This window comes from Variovorax sp. PEI5, assembly GCF_056679935.1.
In genome coordinates this window covers 2,861,511-2,886,325 of the sequence record NZ_CM155257.1, presented here as the reverse complement: position 1 = coordinate 2,886,325, position 24,815 = coordinate 2,861,511, and the positions used below count along the sequence as shown (strand labels likewise).

At 70.8% G+C, this 24,815-nt stretch carries 16 protein-coding genes; 11 read left to right on the top strand and 5 right to left on the bottom strand.

The window, feature by feature from the left end; genetic code table 11:
- The first annotated feature begins 6 nt into the window (after positions 1 to 6).
- The 4 genes from AC1MLT_RS13285 (at position 7) to AC1MLT_RS13270 (ending at position 7,761) form a co-directional block, all read left to right on the top strand.
- Positions 7 to 4,128, top strand: coding sequence for a YhdP family protein (locus tag AC1MLT_RS13285; protein WP_481032671.1), 4,122 nt, complete (start codon positions 7 to 9; stop codon positions 4,126 to 4,128).
- The gene (locus AC1MLT_RS13280) at positions 4,125 to 4,940 is read left to right on the top strand and encodes a carbon-nitrogen hydrolase family protein (RefSeq protein ID WP_481032670.1); all 816 of its coding nucleotides are present in this window, start codon (positions 4,125 to 4,127) and stop codon (positions 4,938 to 4,940) included. The genes AC1MLT_RS13285 and AC1MLT_RS13280 overlap by 4 nt, the downstream gene beginning before the upstream one ends.
- Before the next feature lie 116 nt (positions 4,941 to 5,056).
- Positions 5,057 to 7,096: a sensor histidine kinase gene (locus AC1MLT_RS13275; protein WP_481035015.1), complete on the top strand. Its 2,040-nt coding sequence runs from the start codon at positions 5,057 to 5,059 to the stop codon at positions 7,094 to 7,096.
- Between the two features lie 38 nt (positions 7,097 to 7,134).
- Positions 7,135 to 7,761 carry a response regulator transcription factor gene (locus tag AC1MLT_RS13270; RefSeq protein ID WP_481032669.1) on the top strand — a complete coding sequence of 209 codons (627 nt, stop codon included), beginning with the start codon at positions 7,135 to 7,137 and terminating at the stop codon, positions 7,759 to 7,761.
- A gap of 55 nt (positions 7,762 to 7,816) precedes the next feature.
- Here the strand turns inward: AC1MLT_RS13270 and AC1MLT_RS13265 are convergent, their stop codons facing one another.
- Positions 7,817 to 8,455, bottom strand: coding sequence for a YiaD family glycine zipper/OmpA-like lipoprotein (locus AC1MLT_RS13265; RefSeq protein ID WP_481032668.1), 639 nt, complete (start codon positions 8,453 to 8,455; stop codon positions 7,817 to 7,819).
- A 239-nt stretch (positions 8,456 to 8,694) separates the two neighbouring features.
- A complete protein-coding gene (locus tag AC1MLT_RS13260; RefSeq protein WP_481032667.1) occupies positions 8,695 to 8,877 on the bottom strand; it encodes a hypothetical protein in 183 nt (60 codons plus the stop codon).
- Between AC1MLT_RS13260 and mltA the strand changes: the two genes are divergently transcribed.
- The 5 genes from mltA to otnI all read left to right on the top strand — a co-directional run bounded on the left by mltA (position 8,876) and on the right by otnI (position 16,432).
- Complete coding sequence (gene mltA, locus AC1MLT_RS13255) at positions 8,876 to 10,018, top strand: murein transglycosylase A (protein WP_481032666.1); 1,143 nt, start codon at positions 8,876 to 8,878, stop codon at positions 10,016 to 10,018. The genes AC1MLT_RS13260 and mltA overlap by 2 nt on opposite strands.
- A gap of 135 nt (positions 10,019 to 10,153) precedes the next feature.
- On the top strand, positions 10,154 to 12,154 hold the full coding sequence (locus tag AC1MLT_RS13250; protein ID WP_481032665.1) for a PhoX family protein: 2,001 nt from the start codon (positions 10,154 to 10,156) through the stop codon (positions 12,152 to 12,154).
- A gap of 230 nt (positions 12,155 to 12,384) precedes the next feature.
- Positions 12,385 to 14,622, top strand: a complete 2,238-nt coding sequence (locus AC1MLT_RS13245; protein ID WP_481032664.1) for a PhoX family protein — start codon at positions 12,385 to 12,387, stop codon at positions 14,620 to 14,622.
- 76 nt (positions 14,623 to 14,698) lie between these two features.
- Positions 14,699 to 15,589 carry an L-threonate dehydrogenase gene (gene ltnD, locus AC1MLT_RS13240; RefSeq protein ID WP_481032663.1) on the top strand — a complete coding sequence of 297 codons (891 nt, stop codon included), beginning with the start codon at positions 14,699 to 14,701 and terminating at the stop codon, positions 15,587 to 15,589.
- A 6-nt stretch (positions 15,590 to 15,595) separates the two neighbouring features.
- Positions 15,596 to 16,432 (top strand): 2-oxo-tetronate isomerase, encoded by an 837-nt coding sequence (otnI, locus tag AC1MLT_RS13235; RefSeq protein WP_481032662.1) that lies wholly within the window; start codon positions 15,596 to 15,598, stop codon positions 16,430 to 16,432.
- Positions 16,433 to 16,490: 58 nt separating this feature from the next.
- Here the strand turns inward: otnI and AC1MLT_RS13230 are convergent, their stop codons facing one another.
- Together AC1MLT_RS13230 and AC1MLT_RS13225 are read right to left on the bottom strand one after the other, a co-directional pair.
- Positions 16,491 to 18,119 (bottom strand): MFS transporter, encoded by a 1,629-nt coding sequence (locus AC1MLT_RS13230; RefSeq protein WP_481032661.1) that lies wholly within the window; start codon positions 18,117 to 18,119, stop codon positions 16,491 to 16,493.
- Between the two features lie 80 nt (positions 18,120 to 18,199).
- Positions 18,200 to 18,679 carry an Lrp/AsnC family transcriptional regulator gene (locus AC1MLT_RS13225; protein ID WP_481032660.1) on the bottom strand — a complete coding sequence of 160 codons (480 nt, stop codon included), beginning with the start codon at positions 18,677 to 18,679 and terminating at the stop codon, positions 18,200 to 18,202.
- A 183-nt stretch (positions 18,680 to 18,862) separates the two neighbouring features.
- On the opposite strand from AC1MLT_RS13225, the gene AC1MLT_RS13220 reads away from it, so the two are divergent.
- On the top strand, positions 18,863 to 22,507 hold the full coding sequence (locus AC1MLT_RS13220) for an indolepyruvate ferredoxin oxidoreductase family protein (protein WP_481032659.1): 3,645 nt from the start codon (positions 18,863 to 18,865) through the stop codon (positions 22,505 to 22,507).
- A gap of 154 nt (positions 22,508 to 22,661) precedes the next feature.
- On the opposite strand, the gene AC1MLT_RS13215 is transcribed toward AC1MLT_RS13220, so the two are convergent.
- Positions 22,662 to 23,273, bottom strand: coding sequence for a glutathione S-transferase N-terminal domain-containing protein (locus AC1MLT_RS13215; RefSeq protein WP_481032658.1), 612 nt, complete (start codon positions 23,271 to 23,273; stop codon positions 22,662 to 22,664).
- 161 nt (positions 23,274 to 23,434) lie between these two features.
- On the opposite strand from AC1MLT_RS13215, the gene purB reads away from it, so the two are divergent.
- Complete coding sequence (gene purB, locus AC1MLT_RS13210) at positions 23,435 to 24,814, top strand: adenylosuccinate lyase (protein ID WP_481032657.1); 1,380 nt, start codon at positions 23,435 to 23,437, stop codon at positions 24,812 to 24,814.
- Position 24,815: the final 1 nt, after the last annotated feature.

Sequence of the window (24,815 nt, the reverse complement as noted above, 5' to 3'; positions counted from 1 at the left end):
TCCTCAATGAACGACCCGGCATCCTCTCCCTCACGGCTGCTCAGGTTCACCACCGCGCTGGCGCGCTGGCTGCTGGGTCTGCTGATCGCCGCGTGGTTGCTGTTTGCGCTGTCGGTCGTTGTCCTACACGGCTGGATTGTGCCGCGAATCGGCGAGGTCAGAGGCCTGCTGGAAACCCAGGCCACACGCGCCATCGGGGTACCCGTTCGCATCGCCACCATCACCGCGCGCTCGGATGGCATCTTCCCCAGCATCGAACTCGGCGGCGTCACGCTGCGGGACGCGCAGGGACGCGAGGCCCTGCGACTCGCGCGCGTGGTGGCCAGCGTGTCGCCCCGCTCGCTCTGGCGCCTGAGCCTGGAGCAGCTCTACCTGGAGAAGCCGCAGCTCGACGTCCGCATGGACGCGCAGGGCCGGCTGCACGTCGCCGGGCTCGACGTCCAGACCACCGACACCAGCGGCGAGGGTCGCGCGGCCGACTGGTTATTCGCCCAGCGCGAAGTGATCGTCGAAGGCGGCACGGTGCGCTGGACCGACGAGCGCCGGGGCAGCGGACCGCTGCTGCTGACCGATGTCCGCTTCGCCGCCCGCAACGGCGGCCTGCGCCATGCGTTGCGGCTGGATGCCACGCCGCCCGAGGGCTGGGGCGAGCGCTTCACGCTGCGCGGGCGTTTCCGCCAGCCGCTGCTGTCGGTGCGCAGCGGCCACTGGCAGACCTGGAATGGCGAGCTCTATGCCGAGCTGCCGCGCATCGACGTCCAGCGCCTGGGCCGCTACGTGACGCTCGACGCGCGCATCCGCGAAGGCAGCGGCGCGTTGCGCGCCTGGATCGACGTGCGCCGGGGCCGCCCGAGCGGCGGCGCCGTCGACCTGGCGCTCGATCGCATCGATGCCTCGCTCGGCGACGGCCTGTCGCCGCTGGTGCTGCGCGCCGTCACCGGCCGCCTGGCCGGTCGCCGCGACGACGACGGCGGCCTGGAGGTGTCGACGCAGCGGCTGCAGTTCGAGGCCGCCGACGGCCTGCGCTGGCCGGGCGGCAACCTCTCGTTCAGCCACACGCCGGGTCGCGAGCGACGTCCCGAGCGCGGCACCTTCAAGGCCGACCGGCTCGACCTGGCCGCCCTGGCGCTCATCGCCGGCCGGCTGCCGCTGGGCGAGACGACGCATCGCGCCATCGCCGCCTATGCGCCGCGCGGCGTGATCGACGCCATCGACACGAACTGGCAGGGACCGCTCGCCGCTCCCGTGCGCTACCAGGCGCGGGGGCGCGCCAGCGGCCTGAGCCTGGCCGCGCAACCCGCGAACCGGACGCCCGGCCTGAGCGGCGCCACCGTCGACTTCGACTTCGGCCACCAGGGCGGCAGCGCATCGCTCGCCATCGCGCAGGGCACGCTCGACTTCCCCGGCATCTTCGAGGAACCGGTGATCCCGCTGGACATGCTGTCGGCGCAGCTGCAATGGAAGCTCGATGGCGACCGGGCCCAGCTGCAGGTCACGAAGCTGCGCCTGGCCAATGCCGATGCCGCCGGCGAGGCGCAGGCGAGCTGGCGCACCGCCGACCCGGCCGTCTCCGGCAGCCATTCGCGCTTCCCGGGCGTGCTGGATCTGCAGGGCCAGCTGACGCGGGCCGACGGCACGCGCGTGGCCCGCTACCTGCCGCTCTCGATCCCCAGGCACACGCGCGACTACGTGCGCGAGACGGTCACGCGCGGCGTGGCCACGGGCGTCGACTTCCGCGTCAAGGGCGATCTGCACGACGTGCCCTTCGCCGGCGTGCCAGTCGCCGATCAACGCACGGCCAGCGCCGCCGAGATCGCGCGCGCGCGCCAGGGCGAGTTCCGCATCGCCGCGCGTGTCACCGGCGTCGACTACGCCTATGTGCAGCCGTCGTCCGTCGCCACTGGCAAGGCGGCGCCATGGCCGGGGCTGACGGGAGTGTCGGGCGAACTGATCTTCGAGCGCGCGGGGCTCCAGGTGCGCGATGCGCGCGGCCGTCTGGCGGGCGCTCCGGGCATCGAGGTGACGAAGGCCGACGTGCGGATCGCCGACATGGCGCACCACGCGCCGGTGCTGGAGATCGACGCGCTGGCCAAGGGTCCATTGGACGAACTGCTCAAGGTCGGCGCGCCGCTGCTGGGCGATGGCGCCGCGGCGATCGGGCGCATGCATGCCACCGGCGCCGCCGACTACGCCCTGCGCATCGAGCTGCCCCTGGAAGCAATGCACCAGGCCCGCGTGCGCGCCGGCGTCACGCTGGGCGGCAACGACCTGCGGTTGATGCCGCAGGCACCCGTGCTGACCCAGGCGCGCGGCACCCTGAACTTCACCGAGAGCGGTTTCTCGCTGGCCAACGTGCAGGCCCGCCTGGCCGGCGGCGAGGCGCGCATCGAGGGCCGGGGCCGCTATGGCGGCACGGCGGGCGCCGAGCTGGAGTTCGGCGCCCAGGGCCAGGCCACCGCCGAGGGCCTGCGCGCCCTGCGCGAGGTCCCCGCGCTGGCCGCCGTGGCACGGCGCGCGACCGGCGCGGCCCGCTACGACGCCACCTTCGCCCTGCGCGGCGGCGTCCCCGAATTCACCTTCGCGAGCAGTCTGCAGGGACTGGGACTGGACCTGCCGGCGCCGCTCGCCAAGACCAGCGGGACCGTGCTGCCATTGCGCATCGAGCAGAAGGTGGTGCTGCGCGATACCGTCGACGGGGCGCCGCGCATCCACGACGACCTGTCGGCCACCCTCGGCGACGTCGCCTCGGCGCATTACGTGCGCGACGTGTCGAGCGATCGCACCCGCGTGCTGCGCGGGGCGCTCGGCATCGGCGCGGTGCGACGCGATGGCACGGGCCCGGCCCTGCCCGACGACGGCGTGCTGTTCGACCTCGCCCTGCCCGCGTTCAGCGTGCCGGCCTGGCAGGCCCTGGTGGACGAATCGGCGGCGGCTCCCGGCCCCGCCGGCGCCACGGGCACCGCGTCCGCGCGCGGCGCCGATCCCGATGCGGCCGGCTACCTGCCCACCAGCGTGGCGGTGCGGACGCAGGCGCTGGCCATCGGTGGCGGGCGCACGCTGCACGAGGTGGTGCTCGGCGGCTCGCGCGAGGGATCGCTCTGGCGCGCCAACGTCGACGCCACCGAGCTGAGCGGCTATGTGGAATACAACACCGCGCAGGCCGGCCGCCTGCATGCCCGCCTGGCCCGGTTGAAGATCGCGCCGGGCGAGACCGCCCAGGGCGTGGAGTCGCTGCTCGACGAGCAGCCCGGCACGCTGCCGGCGCTGGACATCGTGGTCGACGACTTCGAGCTGTTCGGCCGGCACCTCGGCCGCGCCGAGATCGATGCCGTCAACCAGGGTGGCGCGCGGCGCGAGTGGCGCCTCAACCGGCTCGCCTTCACCATGGCCGAGACCCGCTTCACGGCCCAGGGTTCGTGGGCCACCGCCGGCGACGCCCAGGCCGCCGCGTCCGACCGGCGCCGCACCGACATGACCTTCCAGCTGGAGATGGCCGACGCGGGCGCCCTGCTCGCGCGCTTCGGCATGCCCGGGGTGATCCGGCGCGGCCGCGGCTCGCTCGCCGGCGAGGTCGGCTGGCGCGGCTCGCCGCTGTCGCTCGATGCCGCGAGCCTGGACGGCCAGTTGCACATCGAGGTCGTCAACGGGCAGTTCCTCAAGGCCGATCCGGGCCTGGCCAAGCTGCTCGGCGTGCTGAACCTGCAGGCCTTGCCGCGCCGGCTGGTGCTGGACTTCCGCGATGTCTTCAGCGAAGGCTTCGCCTTTGATATCGTGCGCGGCGACGCGCGGATCGCGCAGGGGCGCGCCAGCACCAACAACCTGCAGATGAAGGGCGTCAACGCCGCCGTGCTGATGGACGGCACGGCCGACCTGGTGCGCGAGACGCAGGACCTGCGGGTGGTGGTGGTGCCGGAGATCACGGCCGGCACCGCCGCCCTGGTGGCCACCGCCATCAATCCGGTCGTCGGCCTGGGCACGTTCCTCGCGCAATGGCTGCTGAGCCGGCCGCTGTCGGCCGCGGCCACGCAGGAGTTCCAGATCGAGGGCACCTGGGCCGATCCGAAAATCACCCGCGTCCCGCGCCGTGCCCTCTCGGCCGGTGACGCGCCGAAGGAGAAATCGCCATGAAAGTCGCCGCCATCCAGATGGTGTCGGGCATCGACCGCGCCACCAACCTGGCGCATGCCCGCATCCTGCTGGCCGAAGCCGCCGCGGCGGGCGCCGAGCTCGCCGTGCTTCCGGAGTATTTCTGCATCATGGGCGCGCGCGACACCGACAAGCTGGCCCTGCGCGAGCGGCCGGGCGCGGGCGTGGTGCAGGACTTCCTGGCCGCCACGGCACGCGAGCTCGGCCTGTGGATCGTCGGCGGCACATTGCCCCTGGAGACCGGCGACGACGCGCATGTCTTCAACGCCTCGCTGGCCTATGCGCCCACGGGCGAGTGCGTGGCGCGCTACGACAAGATCCACCTGTTCCATTTCGACAATGGCACCGAGCGCCACGACGAACGCCGCGTGGTGACCGCGGGCGACCAGCCGGTGCTGTTCGAGCTGCCGGCGCGCGATGGCCATCGCTGGCGCATCGGCCTGTCGGTCTGCTACGACCTGCGTTTCCCGGAGCTCTATCGCGCGCTGGCCCGCCTCGGCGCCGATCTGCTGCTGGTGCCCAGCGCGTTCACGCACACCACCGGTTCGGCGCACTGGGAGGTGCTGCTGCGCGCCCGCGCCATCGAGAACCTGGCCTGGGTCGTGGCACCCGCGCAGGGCGGCCGGCACGAGAACGGCCGCGAGACCTGGGGCCAGTCGCTGGTGGTCGATCCCTGGGGCCGCGTCGTCGCCCAGCGGGCGAATGGCGAGGGCGTGGTGACGTTCGACCTCGAGGCGCAGCAGATCGCCGCCGCCCGCGCGCAGCTGCCGGCGCTCTCGCACGCCGTGCTCTGAATGCGGAGCCGCGCGTGACGCCGCTCGACAGCGCCGGGGCGACGCCGCTCGATGCCGCCCGCCCCGCCGCCGACGCCTCGCCGCCACGGCGCGAGAACCTCGCCACGCGCCTGGCGATCCGCATCGGCGGCCAGGCCTTCCTGAGCCTGCGCGCGGTGTGGCAGCGGTGGTTCCTGTGGGTCGTGCTGGCGGTGCTGGTGCTGGTGCTGCTGGCCACCGTGGTCTGGCTGGCCGGGCGCCACGAGGCCGAGCAGGTGCAGGAGATACTCGACCGCGACACCGCCGATGCCGCCGCCGACCTGCGCACCGGGCTGCAGCGCAACGTGCAGGGATTGCGCGCGCTGCAGGCCAACGGGCTCGACCGCGAGCGCTGGCCGGCCGAATCGGCGGCGCTGATGCGCGGCCACCGCGAATGGCTGCGGCTCGAATGGCGCGACGAACTCCTGGCCCGCGTGGCGACGACCGACACGCCCTATCGCATCCGGCGCACCGATGCGCCCGAGACGCCGTCCTCGGCCGGCGCCGAGGCCGCGCTCGAGGAGAGCGCGCTGGCGGCGTGCAGCGCCACCGGCCGGCTCGGCGCGGCCGCCTACTCTTCCAGCATCTATGCCCCCCTGCCCGGCACCAGCGGCCTGGAAGTGATGGCGGTGTGCGTGCCGGTGGACGGCGGCGGCTACCTGGTGGCCATCTACGCGCTGCGCGACGTGCTGATCGAGCTGGTCGCACCGACCCTGCGACGCGGCCAGGAGGTGTCGTTCACCGAACTCGACGGCACGCGCCTCGCCTCGGTCGGCACCGCGCGGCGCAGCGGCAGCCGGGTCTTCACGGCGCGCCAGCAGATCGATCTCGCCAACACCTCGCTCGCCCTGCGCGTGGATGGCTGGCGCGCGGCGCCCGATGTGTTTCCCAACCTGCTGACCGGCCTGGTCACGGCGATCTCGATCGCCCTGGTGTCGGTGCTGGCGCTGCTGGCGAGCGACACCCGGCGGCGCCTGCGCGCCGAGCGCGAACTGGCCGACGCGCTGGCCTTCCGCAAGGCGATGGAGGACTCGGTCATCACCGGCATGCGCGCGCGCGACACGCGGGGCCGCACCACCTACGTCAATCCCGCTTTCTGCGAGATGGTGGGCTTCAGCGCCACCGAGATCATGGCCGCCGACGCCGACGAATCGCCCTATTGGCCGACCGAACTGGCGCACGAATACCAGAAGCGCCAGAACCTGCGCCTGGCCGGCGGCATGCCACCGCGCGAGGGCTTCGAGTCGGTCTTCATGCGCAAGGACGGCTCGCGCTTCCCGGTGCTGATCTTCGAGGCGCCGTTGATGAACGCGCAGGGCCAGCAGACCGGCTGGATGAGCGCCTTCGTCGACATCGGCGAGCAGCGCCGCATCGAGGAACTCTCGCGCGCCAGCCAGGAGCGGCTGCAGGCCAGCGCCCGGCTGGCGACGGTGGGCGAGATGGCCTCGCTCCTGAGCCACGAGCTGACCCAGCCGCTCGCCGCCATCGCCAGCTATGCGACCGGCTCGCTCAACCTGCTGCAGGATGGCATGCAGGACCGGACCACGCCGTTGCCCGGGGTCGACCGGAGCGACGTGGCGATGGCGGTGCGCCGCATCGCCGAGCAGGCCGACCGCGCCGGCCAGGTCATCCGCAGCGTGCACGACTTCGTACGCCGGCGCGACCGCACGCGCGAGCCTGTGGCGCCGCAGGCGCTGCTCGACGCCGTGCTGCCGCTGGTGCACCTGCAGGCGCGCAAGCTGGGCGTGCGCGTCGAGATCTCCCTGGAGGAGGCGTTGCCGCCCGTGCTGTGCGACCGCACGCTGGTCGAGCAGGTGCTGCTCAACCTGGCGCGCAACGGCATGCAGGCGATGGATGCGCCGGACTGCCGTTCGCGCGTGCTGCGCCTGCGCGTGGCGCGCTCGGGCGCGAGCGAGACGCGCAGCTGGCTCGGCTTCTCGGTCACCGACTTCGGCAGCGGCATCGCCGACGATGTCGCGGCGCGTCTGTTCACGCCCTTCTTCACCACCCGCCCCGATGGCATGGGCCTGGGCCTGAGCCTGTGCCGCACCGTGGTCGAGCAGCACGGCGGCGTGTTGGCGTTCGAGCCCCACGCGCCACGCGGCACGACGTTCCGCTTCACCCTGCCGGTGGCCTGAATCAGCACCCGCCCCCGATTCCCTCCCCTTCGAATGCCATGCAACCCCTGATCCAAGGTCTGGTCTTCATCGTCGACGACGATGCCAGCGTGCGCGAGGCGCTCGCCTGGCTGCTGCGCTCGCGCCGCCTGGCGAGCGAGCATTTCGGCAGTGCCGATGCCTTCGAGAGCTATCTCGACGACACGCGGCTGCCGCTGGAGCCGCACTGCCTGCTGCTGGACGTGCGCATGCCCGGCACCAGCGGACTGGTGCTGTTCGACCGCCTGGCCGAGCGCAACCTGCTCGACACCATGCCGGTGATCTTCCTCACGGGACATGCCGACGTGCCGACCGCCGTCGAGACGGTCAAGCGTGGCGCCTTCGACTTCTGCGAGAAGCCGTTCTCCGACAACGCCCTGGTCGATCGCATCGAGCGCGCGCTCGGCGCCTCCCTGCGGGCCCTGCGCGCTGGCGAGGAGCGCCAGCAGCTGCGTCGCCAGGTGGCCGAACTGTCGGAGCGCGAGCGCGACGTCATGCGCCTGATCGTCGAGGGATTGCCCAACAAGCTCATCGCCGACCAGCTCGCCATCAGCGTACGCACGGTCGAGGTCCACCGCGCCCGCGTGTTCGACAAGATGGCCGTGCGCTCGGCCGTCGAACTGGCGAACCTGCTGCGAGGTCTCTAGCGCCCGTCCATCTCAAGTCCGCGCCGCCAGGGGCACGGACGGCGCAGCCGCAGGATCAGCCGCGCTCTCCGACATAGATCTCGACGCGGCGGTTCTGGGCCCGGCCGGCATCGCTGCCGTTGTCGGCGATCGGTTCGCGCGAGCCGCGGCCTTCGATGCGGAAGGCGGTCGATGGCACGCCGCGCGCGATCAGGTAGTCGCGCGTGCTGGCGGCGCGATCGACCGACAGCGGGTTGTTGATGGCGTCGCTGCCGGTGTTGTCGGTGTGGCCGATGATGCGCACCTCGGCATTCGGGTTGTTGCGCAGGCCGTTGGCGAACTGGTTGAGCACCGGCGCGAAGTTGGCCTTGATCGCCGAGCGGCCGGTGTCGAACGAGACGTCGCTCGGGATCGCCAGCTTCAGTTCGTTGTTGGCGGTCTGCGTCACGCCGATGCCCGTGCCACGGGTGGCGGCTTCCATCTCGCGCTTCTGCGCTTCCATGCGCTGCGACCACAGGTAGCCGCCCAGGGCACCGACGCCAGCGCCGATGGCCGCGCCCGTGCCGGCGCGTCCGCCCGTGATCGAACCGAGCGCCGCGCCACCCAGGGCACCGGCACCGGCGCCGATGCCAGTGTTGCGCTGGGTGTCGGTCATGCCGGCGCAACCGGTGAGGACGACGGCGAGGGCGGCGGTGGCGAGGACGAGTTTTTTCATGGCAATCTCTTTGAAAACGAAGTGGTTACAACGCCACGGACAAGCCGCGGCACGGACGTCTCATTATCCCGACCAAATGCGTCGAACGACCTCCGGCGCCACCGCCACCGATCGCTCGTCTTGATGACGATACTCCCGCGAGCCTCATGGATCCTGGATTCGGTGCTATTTTTCCGATAGCGGATCGACGGTTCCCCGACGGCACGATGCGCTCTTGCCCGACAGGCCCGACCCCGCTCTCAATCGCCCGGGAGGGAAGGATCGCGCCCGGCCGGCGGTGGCGCGGCGGCCGGCCCGGCGGGCGTGTCGGGAGCCGGCGGATCGGCGATCTCGCCACGCCGGCGACCGGCGAACATCGTCCACCAGACGATCACCACCAGCAGCACGAGGGCACCTAAGGCTTCAAGCAGAATCAGACCCATGACACAAGGACTCCGGTGGTGGCTGGCGGGGCTGGCGATCGTAGCAACGCTGGCGGGATGCTCGACGGGCACGCGGCTCGAGAACGCGCCCGGCGCCCATGGCGCCGGCGCGGGCACCGTGCCGCCGCCAGGGCCGCTGAACATCTCGCTCACGCATCCCAAGAGCCGCTGGGTCCCGGTCGCCTGGTCGGAGCTGCCCGGCTTCGCCGACGATCCGACGCACGAGGCCTGGGCGGCGATGGTCTCGAACTGCGCGCGGCCCAACGCCGTCTTCGCTCCGCTGTGCCAGGACGTGCGCCGCCTGGCCATCGCCGATGCCGATGCCCAGCGCCAGTGGATGATCGAGCGCCTGCAGCCCTATCGCGTCGAGTCGCACACCGGCCTGAGCGACGGCCAGCTCACCAGCTACTACGAGCCGGTCTACGACGCCTCGCGTCGACCGACGATGCAGTTCAACGTGCCGATCTATGCCGCGCCGCCCGGCCTGGTGCCGCGCCGGCCGTGGTACACGCGCCAGCAGATCGAGACCCTGCCCGAGGTGCAGGCCGGCCTGCGAGGCCGCGAGATCGCCTGGATGGCCGATCCGGTCGACGCCATGATGCTGCACATCCAGGGCTCGGGGCGCCTGCGCATCGCCGAGCCCGATGGCTCGCAGCGCACCGTGCGCGTGGCCTTCGCGGCCACCAACGAGCAGCCCTACCGCAGCATCCAGCAATGGCTCATCGGCCAGGGCGCCACGCGCGTGAGCCGCTGGCCCGACGACACCAAGGCCTGGGTGGCGCAGAACCCGCTGCGCGTCCAGGAGCTCATGTGGAGCAACCCGCGCTACGTGTTCTTCCGCGAGGAGTCGCTCAATGGCGTCGATGCCGCCTCCGGTCCGCGTGGCGCGCAGGGCGTGCCGCTGACGCCGGGGCGCTCCATCGCGGTCGACCGCGACAGCATCCCGTATGGCACGCCGGTCTGGCTGGCATCGCCGGGGCCGTCGGTGCAGCTCGCCCGGCTGGTGGTGGCGCAAGACACGGGCAGTGCCATCGTCGGCGCGGTGCGCGCCGACTTCTTCGCCGGCACCGGCAACGACGCCGGCCGGCTGGCGGCGACGGTGAACCAGCCCCTGCGGCTGTGGGCGCTGTGGCCGAAATGAACGGCCACTGAGAACGGCGGCTGCGGCCGTCACGCGGGCGTCATCCCGCGCTCCTATCGTCGCCCGGCGTCGATCCCGTGGGCCGACCCGAGGCCCCGGGGCTCGCGCACCCTCCACGATCCAGGAAAAAACAACATGACAGATTCCGTCGTTCGCCCCACGTCGCGCCGCCAGGCGCTCAAGTTCTTCACCGCGCCCTTCCTGCCGCTCGGAGGCAGCGCGCTGCTGGCCGCCTGCGGCGGTGGCGATTCCGATGCCGCGCCCGTGCCGGCCGCGACCGCCCCGACGACCGCGCCCACGGCCACGGCGGCGCCCAACTACGTGTCGGCCACCTTCAGCGGCATGGCCGCGCCGACCCTGAGCGCGCCGGCGGCCATGGCCACCACGACGGTCGGCTCCACCCTGACCATCGCCTACGACGACCGCAGCAGCACCACCTACAAGCTGGCCTACCAGCCCTTCTTCGTCACCGGCGACCAGCTCCCCGACGGCAAGGGCGGCCGCGTCCTGGCGGGCGGCTACTACGACATCCGCAACCAGCCCATCATCGATGCCTCGGTGGCCGGCAAGGAGCGCCAGTTCTTCTCCGATTCGCCCGACGGCACCTCGCTGCTGGCCGTGGCCAACCCGACCGTGACGGGCATCAAGGGCAAGGCCGTGTTCGCGGTGGTGCAGTTCGAGTACACGACGCGCGACCAGGGCGGCAACGACACCTATGGCACCCTGCCCTCGCCGATCGCCGTGCTGACGCTCGACCAGGACCAGACGACCGGCAGGCTCAGCCTGGTGAAGTACCACAACGTCGACACCTCGGCCGTCCACGGCCTGTGGATCACCTGCGGCGCCAGCCTGTCGCCCTGGGGCACGCACCTCTCGAGCGAGGAGTACGAGCCCGATGCCGTCACCGCCTCGGGCACCACGCGCTTCAAGGCCTTCAGCCGGAACGTGTTCGGCGACGAGACCACGGCCAACCCCTATCACTACGGGCACCTGCCCGAAGTCACGGTCAACCCCGACGGCACCGGCAGCGTGAAGAAGCACTACTGCATGGGCCGCATCTCGCACGAGCTGATCCAGGTGATGCCGGACAACCGCACCGCGATCATGGGCGACGACTACACCAACGGCGGCTTCTTCATGTTCGTCGCCGACCGGGAGCGCGACCTCTCGGCCGGCACGCTCTATGTCGCGCGCTACGACACCGGCTACTCGATCGACCCGGCCGCCGCCGCGACGAAGATCAACTGGATCAGGCTCGGCCACGCGACCAGCGCCGAGATCGAGCAGCTGGCCAACACGCTCAAGGCCACCGACATCATGACGGTGGCCACCACCGACCCGGCCGATGCCACCTACACCAAGCTGTTCGTCGACGGCGTGGCCAACTGGGTCAGGCTCAAGCCCGGCATGGAGCGCGCCGCCGCCTTCCTGGAGACCCATCGCTATGCCAACCTCAAGGGTGCGAGCATGGCCTTCACGAAGATGGAAGGCACCACCGTCAACATCAGGGACAAGGTCGCCTACTCGGCGCTGCAGAACATCCAGGACTCGATGGTCAGCGGCGGCAAGGGCTGGAGCGCGGCCACGAACATCGCCCTGCCCAGGAAGCTCGGCGCTGGCGGCGTGATGGCGCACGACCTCGCCGGCGGCCAGCAGGACACCGACGGCACCGCCATCGCCAGCGACTGGGTGCCCACGCGCACCCGCGCCCTGCTGGTGGGCGAGGACATCGCGGCCGATGCGCTGGGCAACACCGCCAACCCCGACCGGATCGCCAACCCCGACAACCTGAAGTTCTCCGAGAAGATGCGCACGCTGTTCATCGGCGAGGACAGCGGCCAGCACGTCAACAACTTCCTGTGGGCCTACAACGTCGACACCCGGCTGCTGTCGCGCGTGATGTCGATCCCCGCCGGCGGCGAATCGACCGGCCTGCATGCGGTCGACGAGCTCAATGGCTGGACCTACGTCATGAGCAACTTCCAGCACGCGGGCGACTGGGGCGGCATCCACAACACCGTCAAGGGCCAGCTCGATCCGCTGATCCGCGCCAACTACAAGGACCGCTTCGGCGCCGCCGTCGGCTACCTGACGGCCGATCCGGTGCAGTTCTCCGTCGGCGCCCGCAGGAGCTGACGACCCGCGCGCCGGCCGCCCCGGCCACGCCCGCCCCCGACGACGGCCGCCGACAAGCGGCCGTTCGTTCGTTGGTCCGCCGCTTTCGTGCGCCGGTGCCAGGACTTCGTGACAGGCGGATGAAGGTCTCCCGACAAACCGGAGGCCATTGCCTCGGAATCGTCACAAGGCGCTCTTAGCGTACGGGCCTCGACCAGACACCGACCGCACTTCCCCCGAAAGTCCCACAGATGAATCCGAAGCCCTCCCACACCGCCACGATCGACCCCGACGACATCGGCTACAACACCACCGCCAATCCCGACTTCAACGGCCTCGTCGCCACGCGCCTGAGCCGGCGCCGGCTGTTCGGCCTGGGTGTCGGCACCGCCGGCGCGGCCCTGCTGAGCGCCTGCGGCGGCGGCAGCGACGACACGCCCACGCCCGCTCCCGCCCCGGCGCCGGCCCCGGCTCCGGCCCCCGCTCCCGCTCCGGTGGCGCAGAAGCTCGGTTTCAATGCCGTCGCCAAGAACCTGGCCGACGCCGTCGCCGTGCCCGCCGGCTACACCGCCAGCGTGCTCTATCGCCTGGGCGATCCGATCGCCGCCGGCGTCGGCGCCTATGCCAACGACGGCACCGATGCCGCCGCCACCTACGACCGCCGCGCCGGCGACCACCACGACGGCATGACCTTCTTCGGCGTCGACGCTAATGGCCGCTGGAGCCCCACGGCGGCCGACCGCGGCCTGCTGGTGATGAACCACGAGGCCATCACGCCGGCCTTCCTGCATGCGACCGGCCAGACCACGAGCGGCAGCGGCACCCAGCAGGTGCGCACGGTGGCCGACGAGGTGCTGCGCGAGTTCTACCTGCACGGCGTCAGCGTGATCGAGACCGCCCGCGGCGCCAACGGCGCCTGGAGCTATCGCCAGGCCTCGACCTTCAACCGCCGCGTCCATACGCTGACCGACATGGCCTTCTCCGGCCCGGTGGCCCGCACCGACGCGGTGAAGACCAGGTACTCGCCCGATGGCAGCCGCGTGCGCGGCACGGTCAACAACTGCGCCAACGGCACCACGCCCTGGGGCACCTACCTGACCTGCGAGGAGAACTGGGCCGGCTACTTCCGCCGCGTCGCCGCCACCGACAACGCCAAGCGCACGGCGCGCGAACTCGCTTCGTTCGCGCGCTATGGCGTCGCCGGCAACGGCCGCGAGCTGTGGGCCACGCTTACGCCCGACACCGCCGACGGCCTCTACGGCCGCTGGAACACCGAGGCTCTGGGCGCCTCGGCCACCGCCGACTATCGCAATGGCGCGTTCACGTACGGCTGGGTGGTGGAGATCGATCCCTTCGCTCCGACCTCGACGCCGAGGAAGCGCACCGCGCTCGGCCGCTTCAACCACGAGGGCGCCTGCCTGGGCCCGGTCGTGGTCGGCAAGCCGCTGGTCTGGTACATGGGCGACGATTCGCGCAACGAGTACATCTACAAGTTCGTCTCGACCCGCAACTGGGACGCGGCCGACATCGGCGGTGGCATCGCCGCCGGCGACAAGTACATGGACGACGGCCGCCTCTATGCCGCGAAGTTCAACGCCGACGGCACCGGCCGCTGGCTGGAGATCAAGCTGGGCGTGAACGGCATCACCGCCGCCAACGCGGCCTATGCCTTCGCCGACGCGGCCGACGTGCTGGTCAACACGCGCCTGGCCGCCGATGCCGCCGGCGCCACCAAGATGGACCGCCCCGAGTGGACCGCCGTGAACCCGAAGACCGGCGAGGTCTATGTCACGCTGACCAACACCAACGCGGCCTCGCGTCCGGTCACCGCGACCGACGCGGCCAATCCGCGCTTCTACAACGATCCCAAGGGAACGGCGGCGACGGCCCAGCGCGGCAACCCCAACGGCCACGTGGTGCGCTTCGCCGACGACGGCACCGATCCGGCGGCGACCACCTTCAAGTGGGACGTCTACCTCTTCGGCGCCCGCGCCACGGCATCGCGCGACATCAACATCTCGGCGCTGGACGCCAGCAACGACTTCTCCAGCCCCGACGGCATGTGGTTCAGCCAGGCGGCCCCCGGCCTGCTGTGGCTGGAGACCGACGACGGCGCCTACACCGACGTCACCAACTGCATGCTGCTGGCCGCCCTGCCCGGCCGCATCGGCGACGGCGCCGCCCGCACGATCACCAACGTCGACGGCGCCACCACCGCGACGCAGGCGACGATCGTCGGCAAGGCACCCGGCACCGATGGCCTGCGCCGCTTCCTGGTCGGCCCGAAGGAATGCGAGATCACCGGCATCGCCGAGTCGGGCGACGGCCGGGCGCTGTTCGTCAACATCCAGCATCCGGGCGAGGACACGGCGCCCAACTACGCCAACCCGGCGAGCTTCGGCAGCCACTGGCCCGATGGCGGCACGGCCCGCCCGCGTTCGGCGACCGTCGTCATCACCCGCAACGACGGCGGCCTGATCGGGCTCTGAGCCGCACGCGATCGCGACCTCATCCCCGGGTCTTCCTGCTGGCGGCGGGCCCGGGGTGGTCGCCACAATGGTCCGCATGAAAACCATCGGACTGATCGGCCTGGGGGCCATGGGCGGCGGCATGGCGCGTTCACTGCGACGCGCCGGCCACGCGATCCGCGTCTTCGACGTCCGGGCGGAAGTCGCGCGCGACTTCGCCGCCGAGGGCGGCACCGCCTGCGCCTCGCCGGCCGAGCTGGCCGTCGGCTGCGACGTGCTGGTCTCGGTCGTCGTCAACGCGCAGCAGACCGAGGCGGTGCTGTTCGGCCCGGACGGCGCCGCCGCCGCCCTGCCGCGCGGCAGCGTCTTCGTGATGTGCTCGACGGTCGACCCGAACTGGTCGATCGCGCTGGAGGCGCGGCTGGCCGAGCTTGGCGTGCTCTACCTCGACGCGCCGATCTCGGGCGGCGCCGCCAAGGCCGCCAGTGGCGAGATGACCATGATGACCGCCGGCACCCCGGCCGCCTACGAACAGTGCGGCGACCTGCTCGACGCCATGGCCGCCAGGGTCTACCGCCTGGGCGACCGCGCCGGCGCCGGCAGCAAGGTCAAGATCATCAACCAGCTGCTCGCCGGCGTGCACATCGCCGCCGCGGCCGAGGCGATGGCGCTGGGCCTGCGCGAGGGCGTCGATGCCGCGGCGCTCTACGAGGTCATCACCCACAGCGCGGGCAACAGCTGGATGTTCGAGAACCGCATGGCCCACGTGCTGGCGGCCGACTACACGCCGCTGTCCGCCGTCGACATCTTCGTCAAGGACCTGGGGCTGGTGCTCGACACGGCGCGCGCCAGCAAGTTTCCGCTGCCATTGGCCTCCACCGCGCACCAGATGTTCATGCAGGCCTCGAGCGCCGGCTTCGCGCGCGAGGACGACAGCGCGGTCATCAAGATCTTCCCCGGCATCGAGCTGCCGGTGAAGAAGGACTGACAGGCCATGCCCCGCTTCGCCGCCAATCTCTCCATGCTCTACCCCGAGCTCGACTTCCTCGATCGCTTCGAGGCGGCGGCGCGGGATGGCTTCCAGGCCGTCGAGTACCTCTTCCCCTACGAATTCGAGGCCCGCGAACTGGCCGCCCGGCTGCGCGAGCACGGTCTGCGACAGGTGCTGTTCAATGGCCCGCCGGGCGACTGGACCGGCGGCGAGCGCGGCCTGGCCTGCCTGCCGGGCCGGGAGCGGGAATTCCACGCCGGCATCGCCCGGGCGCTCGACTACGCCGAGACGCTCGACTGCCCGCGCATCCACGTGATGGCCGGCCTGCTGCCCGCCGATGTCGATCGCGCCAGCGCCGAGGCGGTCTATGTCGACAACCTGCGCCGGGCCGCCGAAACGGCGCGGGCGGCCGGGCGCGACCTGCTCATCGAGCCGATCAACCCGCGCGACATCCCGGGCTTCTTCCTCAACCACCAGGCGCAGGCGCACCGCATCGTCGAGGCCGTCGGCGCGCCCAACCTCCAGGTCCAGATGGACCTCTACCACTGCCAGATCGTCGAGGGCGACGTGGCGATGAAGATCCGCCAGTACCTGCCCACCGGCCGGGTCGGCCACCTGCAGATCGCCGGCGTGCCCGAGCGCCACGAGCCCGATCGGGGCGAACTGAACTACCCCTACCTGTTCGACGTCATCGACGAGGTGTCGGCGCAATGCGGCTGGGATGGCTGGATCGGCTGCGAATACCGTCCCCGGCGCGGCGCCGTGACCGGCGGCACGAGCGCCGGCCTGTCGTGGCTGCCGCGTCCGGCCAGCTCCGCAAAGGACGGCGAGGCCGGCTGAAGCCCGTGGCCCCCGGCCCGCGCCAACTCCGGCTCCGGCTCCGGCTCCGGCTCCGGCGCTACCTGCGCACGACGTAGCGCGTCACGCGCGGGCGCTCCTCGCCGAGGTGGAAGGCCAGCCGGCGTTCGCGCAGCGCCAGGTCGGCGGCGGTGGCGCGCTGGAAGCGACGCAGGTGATCGGTCCAGGAGGGATCGACGATCTGCTCCAGGTAGCGGCCCGGCTCGGCGATGTCGTGCAGCAGCTCCCAGCCGATGGCGCCTTCGCTCAGGCGCGTGCGCCGCGTCTGCTGCATCACGTCGAGGAAGGCATCGGCGCGGGCCGGATCGATCAGGTATTCGACCGTGATCACCAGGCGCCCCTCGCCGGGCGACGCATGCGCATCGGCCGGCGCGTCGGCCCAGCCGGCGCGCGCCGGGCTGACATCGTCGTCGGTGCCGCCGTCCACCACGAAGCGCAGCACCAGCAGCATCGTCAGCACGCCACTGACGGCGGCGACCAGCAGGCTCAGCTGCAGGGTGCCGACGGTGGCGATCTGCCCCCACAGCGCGGCGCCCAGCGCGCTCGCGCCCATGATCGCCATCTGGTACATCGACATGCCGCGCGCGCGCACCCAGTCCGGCAGCGCCAGCTGGGCCGAGACGGACAGCGAATTGGCCACCGCGATCCAGGCCATGCCGGCCAGCATCATGGCCGGCACCGCCATCCAGGCATTGGGAGCGAGCGCCATCGCGGCGGTCGAGGCCGACTGCAGCAAGGTGCCGCGCAGCACCAGCGCATCGCGCTCGTAGGTCTGCCGCAGGCGCGGCAGGAACAGCACCGCGATGATGGCGCCCGAGCCCATGGCCGCCAGCAGCAAGGTGAAGGTGCCGGCGCCACCGCCCTCCAGGCCGCGTGCCAGCAGCGGCAGCAGCGCCAGCAGCGCGGTCGAGTGCAGGAAGGACAGCGACACGCGCGCCAGCACCGCGCGCATGCGCTGCGACTGGCGCACGAACTGCACGCCGACGCGCATCGCGCCGATCAGCCGCTCGCGCCCGAGCGGGTTGGGCGTGTGCTCGCGCCGCCAGCGCAGCACGATGAAGCCCGAGGCCACCGACAGCACCGCGTTGAGCACGAACACCCACAGCGACCCCGCGCTGGCGATCAGCATGCCGGCGGCCAGCGGGCCGATGATGCGCGAGGCGTTCATGGCGATGCCGTTGAGGCCCAGGGCGGCGGGCAGCTGCGCGCGCGGCACCAGCTCCGGCACGATGGCCGCGAACACCGGCCAGCGCATCGCCAGTCCGATGCCGTTGAAGAACGTGAGCGCCAGCAGCAATGGCGCCGTCAGCCAGCCCAGTGCGACGGCCCCGCACAGCACGATCGCCACGCCGGCCAGCCAGAACTGGGTCGCCATCAGCCAGCGCCGCCGGTCGAGGATGTCGGCCAGCGCGCCGCTGGGCAGGCCCAGCAGGAACACCGGCAGCGTGGAGGCCGTCTGCACCAGCGCGACCCAGATCGGCGAGGTGGTCAGCGAGGTCATCATCCACGCCGCCGCCACGTCGTTCATCCACATGCACACGTTGGCGATCAGCCAGGTGCTCCACAGCATGCGGAAGACGGGAAGCTTCAGGGGGACCAGGGCACCGATGCGGGCCGGCTCGGCGCGCATGGCGGGGATGGGGGATTCTTCGGGGGAAAGGGGCGGCATCGAGGAGGGATTGTGGACCGACATCGCCGATCGCCTCGCACCCTGGCCGCCCGGGTGGCGCGCATGACGCCCGATGCGGGTCACCTGATGCGCAGATGCCCCAGCGGCAGCGCCGACCCAGACTTCACCTCCCCCAGCGAGAAGCTGGTGTGCAGATCCTTCACGTTGGGCAGGTTCATCAGGCTGTTGAGCGCGAAGCGCGAGAAGGCGTCGAGGTCCTGCGCCACCACCTGCAGCTCGAACATGCCGGTGCCGCTGATGTAGTGGCAGGCGACGATCTCGGGCAGCTTGCGGATCGCCTCCTCGATCTTGCGCGTGACCTCGCTGTTGGCGCGCTCGGTGTCCAGCCGCACGAAGGCCAGCACGCCCAGGCCGATCTTGCGGCGATCGATCTCGGCGTGATAGCCCTTGATGAAGCCCGACTCCTCCAGGGCGCGCACCCGGCGCCAGCATGGCGCGGCCGACAGGCCCACGCGCTGGGCGAGCTCGGCGTTGGTCAGGCGTCCGTGGGCCTGCAACTCCTGCAGGATGGCCAGGTCAAACTTGTCGATGCTTTCCATCCGGCGGCATTCTAGGAAAGGATCTTCCAGGAATTAGGGTTTCCCGGCCAAAAAATGGAAGCACCTGTCTTTGTCACCGGCCTACACTTTCCGCAGGTCATGGGACGCGGCACCCGATCCGGGCCTGCCTCCACCCCACCCAGCCAGGCCCACGAGGCCACGCCACACCAGGAGTCCGAGACGATGAACGCCCCCCTGCCCGAGCACATCCGCAAAGCCCTCGAGACGGTCACCCTCGACGACAAATACTCGCTCGACCACGGCCGCGCCTTCATGAGCGGCGTGCAGGCCCTGGTGAAGCTGCCCATGCTGCAGCGCCTGCGCGACCAGCGCCAGGGCAAGAACACCGCCGGCTTCATCAGCGGCTATCGCGGCTCCCCCCTGGGCGGCTACGACCAGGCCCTGTGGAAGGCCAGCAAGTACCTCAAGGCGCAGAACATCGTCTTCCAGCCGGGCGTCAACGAGGAACTCGCCGCCACCGCGCTGTGGGGCACGCAGCAGCTGGGCTTCTCGCCGCCGGGCACCAACCGCTTCGACGGCGTCTTCGGCATCTGGTATGGCAAGGGCCCGGGCGTGGACCGCTGCTCCGATGTCTTCAAGCACGCCAACATGGCCGGCACGACCGAATTCGGCGGCGTCATCGCGGTGGCCGGCGACGACCATATCTCCAAGAGCAGCACGGCCGCCCACCAGAGCGACCACATCTTTAAGGCCTGCGGCACGCCGGTGTTCTTCCCGGCCACGGTGCAGGAGATCCTCGACCTGGGCATCCACGCCTTCGCCATGAGCCGCTTCTCGGGCGTGTGGTCGGGCATGAAGACGATCCAGGAGATCGTCGAGTCGAGCGCCACCGCCATGATCGACCCCGAGCGCGTCGACATCGTCATCCCGACCGACTTCGAGATGCCGCCGGGCGGCCTGCACATCCGCTGGCCCGACCACGCGCTGGAGCAGGAGGCGCGGCTGATGCACTACAAGTGGTATGCCGCCCTCGCCTACATCCGCGCCAACCGCCTGAACCACAACGTCATCGAGGGCCCGAACGACCGCCTGGGCCTGATGGCCAGCGGCAAGGCCTTCAACGACACCCGCCAGGCCCTGATCGACCTGGGCCTGGACGACGCGGCCTGCCGCCAGCTGGGCGTGCGGCTGCACAAGGTGGGCGTGGTGTGGCCGCTGGAGGCCCAGCTCACGCGCGAATTCGCCACCGGCCTGCAGGAGATCCTGGTGATCGAGGAGAAGCGCCAGGTCATCGAATACCAGCTCAAGGAGGAGCTCTACAACTGGCGCCCCGACGTGCGCCCGAACGTGGTGGGCAAGTTCGACGAGGGCGAGGTCCACGCCGCCGAGGGTTATTCGGGCGGCGAGTGGTCGATGCCCAATCCCACCGCGCACACCCTGCTGCGCGCCAATGCCGACCTGAACCCGGCCCTGATCGCCCGCGCCATCGCCCAGCGCCTCAAGAAGACCGGCCTGCTCGAGCGCGCCGGCGCCGACATGCGCGCCCGCATCGACGCCCAGCTCGCCATCCTGGAGGCCAAGGAACGCTCGATGGACGTGCTGCGGGTCGGCGGCGCCGGTGGCGCCGTGCAGGGTGCCGACCGCCAGCCCTGGTTCTGTTCGGGCTGTCCGCACAACACCAGCACGGTGGTGCCCGAGGGTTCGCGCGCGATGGGTGGCATCGGCTGCCATTTCATGGCGACCTGGATGGACCGCTCCACCATCGGCTTCACGCAGATGGGTGGCGAGGGCGTGCCATGGGTCGGCCAGCAGCCCTTCACCACCGACCAGCACATCTTCGCCAACCTGGGCGACGGCACCTACTTCCACAGCGGCCTGCTGGCCATCCGCCAGAGCATCGCGGCGGGCGTGAACATCACCTACAAGATCCTCTACAACGACGCCGTCGCGATGACCGGCGGCCAGCAGGTCGGCGAGCGGCCCGAGGGCCATTCGGTGCTGCAGATCGCGCAGAGCCTGCAGGCCGAGGGCGCCACGCGGGTCGTCATCGTCACCGACGAGCCCGAGAAGTACGAGGGCGTGAAGGTGGCGGGCGACCCGCAGGTCAAGCATCGCGACCTGCTCGACGACATCCAGCGCGAGTTCCGCGAGATCAAGGGCACCACCGCGATCATCTACGACCAGACCTGCGCGACCGAGAAGCGCCGCCGCCGCAAGCGCGGCACCGCCGTCGATCCGGCGAAACGCGTGGTCATCAACGAGCTGGTGTGCGAGGGCTGCGGCGACTGCAGCGTGAAGAGCAACTGCCTCTCGGTGGAGCCGCTGGAGACCGAGTTCGGCCGCAAGCGCACCATCAACCAGAGCACCTGCAACAAGGACATGAGCTGCCTCAAGGGCTTCTGCCCGAGTTTCGTCACCGTCGAGGGCGGCACGATGAAGCGTGCCAAGCGCTCCCCGGCGACCGCCTCCATGGGCGATCTGCCGGCCCTGCCCGAGCCCGCGGTGCCGGCGCTCGCCACCGGCCAGACCTGGGGCATCGTGGTCGCCGGCGTCGGCGGCACGGGCGTCATCACCATCGGCCAGCTGCTGGGCATGGCGACCCACATCGAGGGCAAGGGCATCGTCACGCAGGACGCGGCCGGCCTGGCGCAGAAGGGTGGCGCCACCTGGAGCCACGTGCTGATCGGCGACACGCAGGACGCGATCCGCACCACCCGCGTGGGCACCGCCGCGGCCGACCTGGTGCTGGCGGCCGATCCGCTGGTGGCCGTCAACCCCGAGACGCTGGCGCGTCTGCGCGAGGGCCGCACGCACATCGCGCTCAACACGCATGGCGCGCCCACCGCCGCCTTCGTGCGCAATGCCCAGTGGGTCAATCCGCAGGACGACTGCGCCGGCCAGCTCGCGCGCCTCGTCGGCGCCGATGCCGTGGGCGGTTTCGACGCCGATGCCACCGCGACCTCGCTGATGGGCGACAGCCTCTATGCCAACCCGATGCTGCTGGGCTATGCCTGGCAGCGCGGCTGGGTGCCGCTCGCGCATGCGTCGCTCATGCGCGCCATCGAGCTCAACGACGTCGCCATCGACAACAACAAGGCCGCCTTCGAATGGGGCCGCCGTGCGGCGCACGATCCGGCCTCGATGCAGCAGCGCGTCTCACCGGGCCAGGTGATCGAGTTCAAGCGTCGCGAGACGGTCGAGACCCTGGTCGCGCGTCGCGTCGAGTTCCTGACCGGCTACCAGAACGCCGGCTATGCCGAGCAGTACCGGGTCTTCGTCGAACGGGTGCGCCAGGCCGAGGCGGCCGCCACGCCCGGGCGGACCGGCCTGGGCGAGGCGGTGGCGCGCAACCTCTTCAAGCTGATGGCATACAAGGACGAGTACGAGGTCGCGCGCCTGCACACCGACCGCGCCTTCCTCGAACGCGTCAACGGCATGTTCGAGGGCGACTTCAAGCTCAACTACCACCTCGCGCCGCCCGGCATCGCGAAGAGGAACGGCAAGGGCGAGCTGCAGAAGCAGAAGTTCGGCCCGTCCATGCTGACCGGCTTCCGGATCCTGGCGAAGCTCAAGGGCCTGCGCGGCACGGCCCTCGACCTCTTCGGACGCACCGAGGAACGCCGGACCGAGCGGGCGCTGATCGGGGAGTACCGCGCCAGCATCGAGGAAGTGATCGCCGGCCTGACAGCGACCAACCATGCCCTGGCGCTGGACATCGCCAGCCTGCCCGACCAGATCCGTGGCTATGGCCACGTGAAGGAACGCAACCTGGCGGCGGCCCGCACGCGCTGGACCGGCCTGATGGCCACCTGGCGCGGCGAAGCCGGTGCGGTGCCGACCGGCGCATCGGTGCGCGCCGCCGCATGAATTCGATGGCGTCCTGCCTCGAGAGCGATCGGGTGGCCGTCCCCCCCTGAAACCGGGGGCACCGTGGCGCCGGCTCCGCCGGTCCACCGGTGTCGCTCCCGGCAGGGGTGGGCGCAGCGACACGAAGTGCGTGCAGCCTGGGGGCGAGCCCAGGTCAGGGCTGGGTGTCGGCGAAGCTCGGCCGCAGGCTCAGCTTGTCGTGGAGGCGCTTGAGGTTCGGGTGGGTGGCACGCCAGTCGATCTCGGGGAAACGCAGGTCGAGCCAGCCGAGCGCGCAGCCGACCGCGATGTCGGACAGGGTCAGGTGGATGCCGATGCAGAACGGCTTCTCGCCCAGGCCCTTGGCCATGGCGGCGATGCCGGCCTCGATCTTGCCGCGCTGGCGGTCCATCCAGGCCTGGCTGCGCTCGCCATCGGCGCGGCCGCTCCAGGTCGCCTCCAGGCGCCAGAGCACGCCGGCGTCCATCACGCCATCGGCCAGCGCCTCCCAGGTCTTGACCTCGGCACGTTCGCGGCCCGACTGGGGGATGAGCTTGCCCACGGGAGAGAGCGTGTCCAGGTACTCGACGATGACGCGCGAATCGAACATCGCCTCGCCACCCTCCATCACCAGACAGGGCACCTTGCCCAGCGGATTGGACTTGGCGATCGCCGTGGCCTCCGACCAGACGTCCTCGATGACGAACTGATAGTCGAGCCGCTTCTCGGCCAGAACCACGCGCACTTTGCGCACGTAGGGGCTGGCGGCAGATCCGATCAGTTTCATGCGTTTTCTCTCTCCGTTGGGGACTTGGTTGTAGCGTTTTGATTCTAGTGTCGCCACCCCATACGCATTCGCTGTAGTCGAATCAACTCAGAATCGTGCAAGAAAAATGACGCATTTGTCACCGAAGACGGCGCGACGAACCACCCACCTAAAATCCTGCGATGAGCTTTTCCACCGTTTCCGCCCTTTCCCCCCTTGACGGCCGCTATGCGGCCAAACTCGCGGCGCTGCGTCCGCTGATGAGCGAGCAGGGCTACATGCACCGGCGGGTGCAGGTGGAGGTGGCCTGGTTCGTGGCGCTGTCGGATTGCGGGTTCGCCGAATTCAAGCCGCTGACGCCGGGCGCACGCAAATATCTCCAGGGCCTGGTCGCCAACTTCTCCGAGGCCGATGCGATGGCCATCAAGGAGATCGAGAAGACCACCAACCACGACGTCAAGGCCGTCGAGTACTGGATCAAGGGCAAGTTCGACGCCCGCCCGGAACTGCTGGCCGCCGCCGAGTTCGTGCACTTCGCCTGCACCAGCGAGGACATCAACAACACCAGCCACGCGCTGCAGATCCAGGCCGCGCGCGACAAGGTGCTGCTGCCCGCGCTCGACGGCCTGATCGCCCGGCTGCGCGAGATGGCGCACCAGTTCGCCGATGTGTCGATGCTCTCGCGCACGCATGGCCAGACCGCCAGCCCGACCACCGTCGGCAAGGAGATCGCCAACGTGGCGATGCGGCTGCTGAAGGCGCGCGAGCAGATCGCGGCGGTGAAGCTGCTGGGCAAGATGAACGGCGCGGTGGGCAACTACAACGCCCACCTGGCCGCCTGGCCCGACTTCGACTGGGAGGCCTTCAGCCGCCGGGTCGTGGAGACGCCGGTGCCCAACGGCCTGGGCCTCTCGTTCCAGCCCTACAGCATCCAGATCGAGCCGCACGACTACATGGCCGAACTGTTCGACGCCGTGGCGCGCGCCGACACCATCCTGATCGACTTCGCGCGCGATGTCTGGGGCTATGTCAGCCTGGGCTACTTCAAGCAGCGGCTGAAGAAGGGCGAGATCGGCTCCAGCACGATGCCGCACAAGGTCAATCCGATCGACTTCGAGAACGCCGAAGGCAACCTGGGCCTGGCCAACGCCCTGCTGCGCCACCTGAGCGAGAAGCTGCCGATCAGCCGCTGGCAGCGCGACCTCACCGACAGCACGGTCCTGCGCAATGTCGGCGTCGCGCTGGGCTACGCGGTGCTCGCCTATGCCAGCCTGTCGACCGGCCTGGGCAAGCTCGAGCTCAACCAGGAGGCATTGGCCGAGGACCTCGACGCCGCCTGGGAAGTGCTGGCCGAGCCGATCCAGACCGTGATGCGGCGCTTCGGCGTGCAGGGCGCCTACGAGCAGCTCAAGGAGGTCACGCGCGGCCAGCGCGTGACATCGGAGGCGCTGCACGGCCTGATCCGCTCGCTGGAGATCCCGCAGGAAGAGAAGGACCGCCTGCTGGCCATGACGCCCGCGAGCTACGTGGGCAAGGCGACCGAACTGGCCCGCCGCGTCTGAG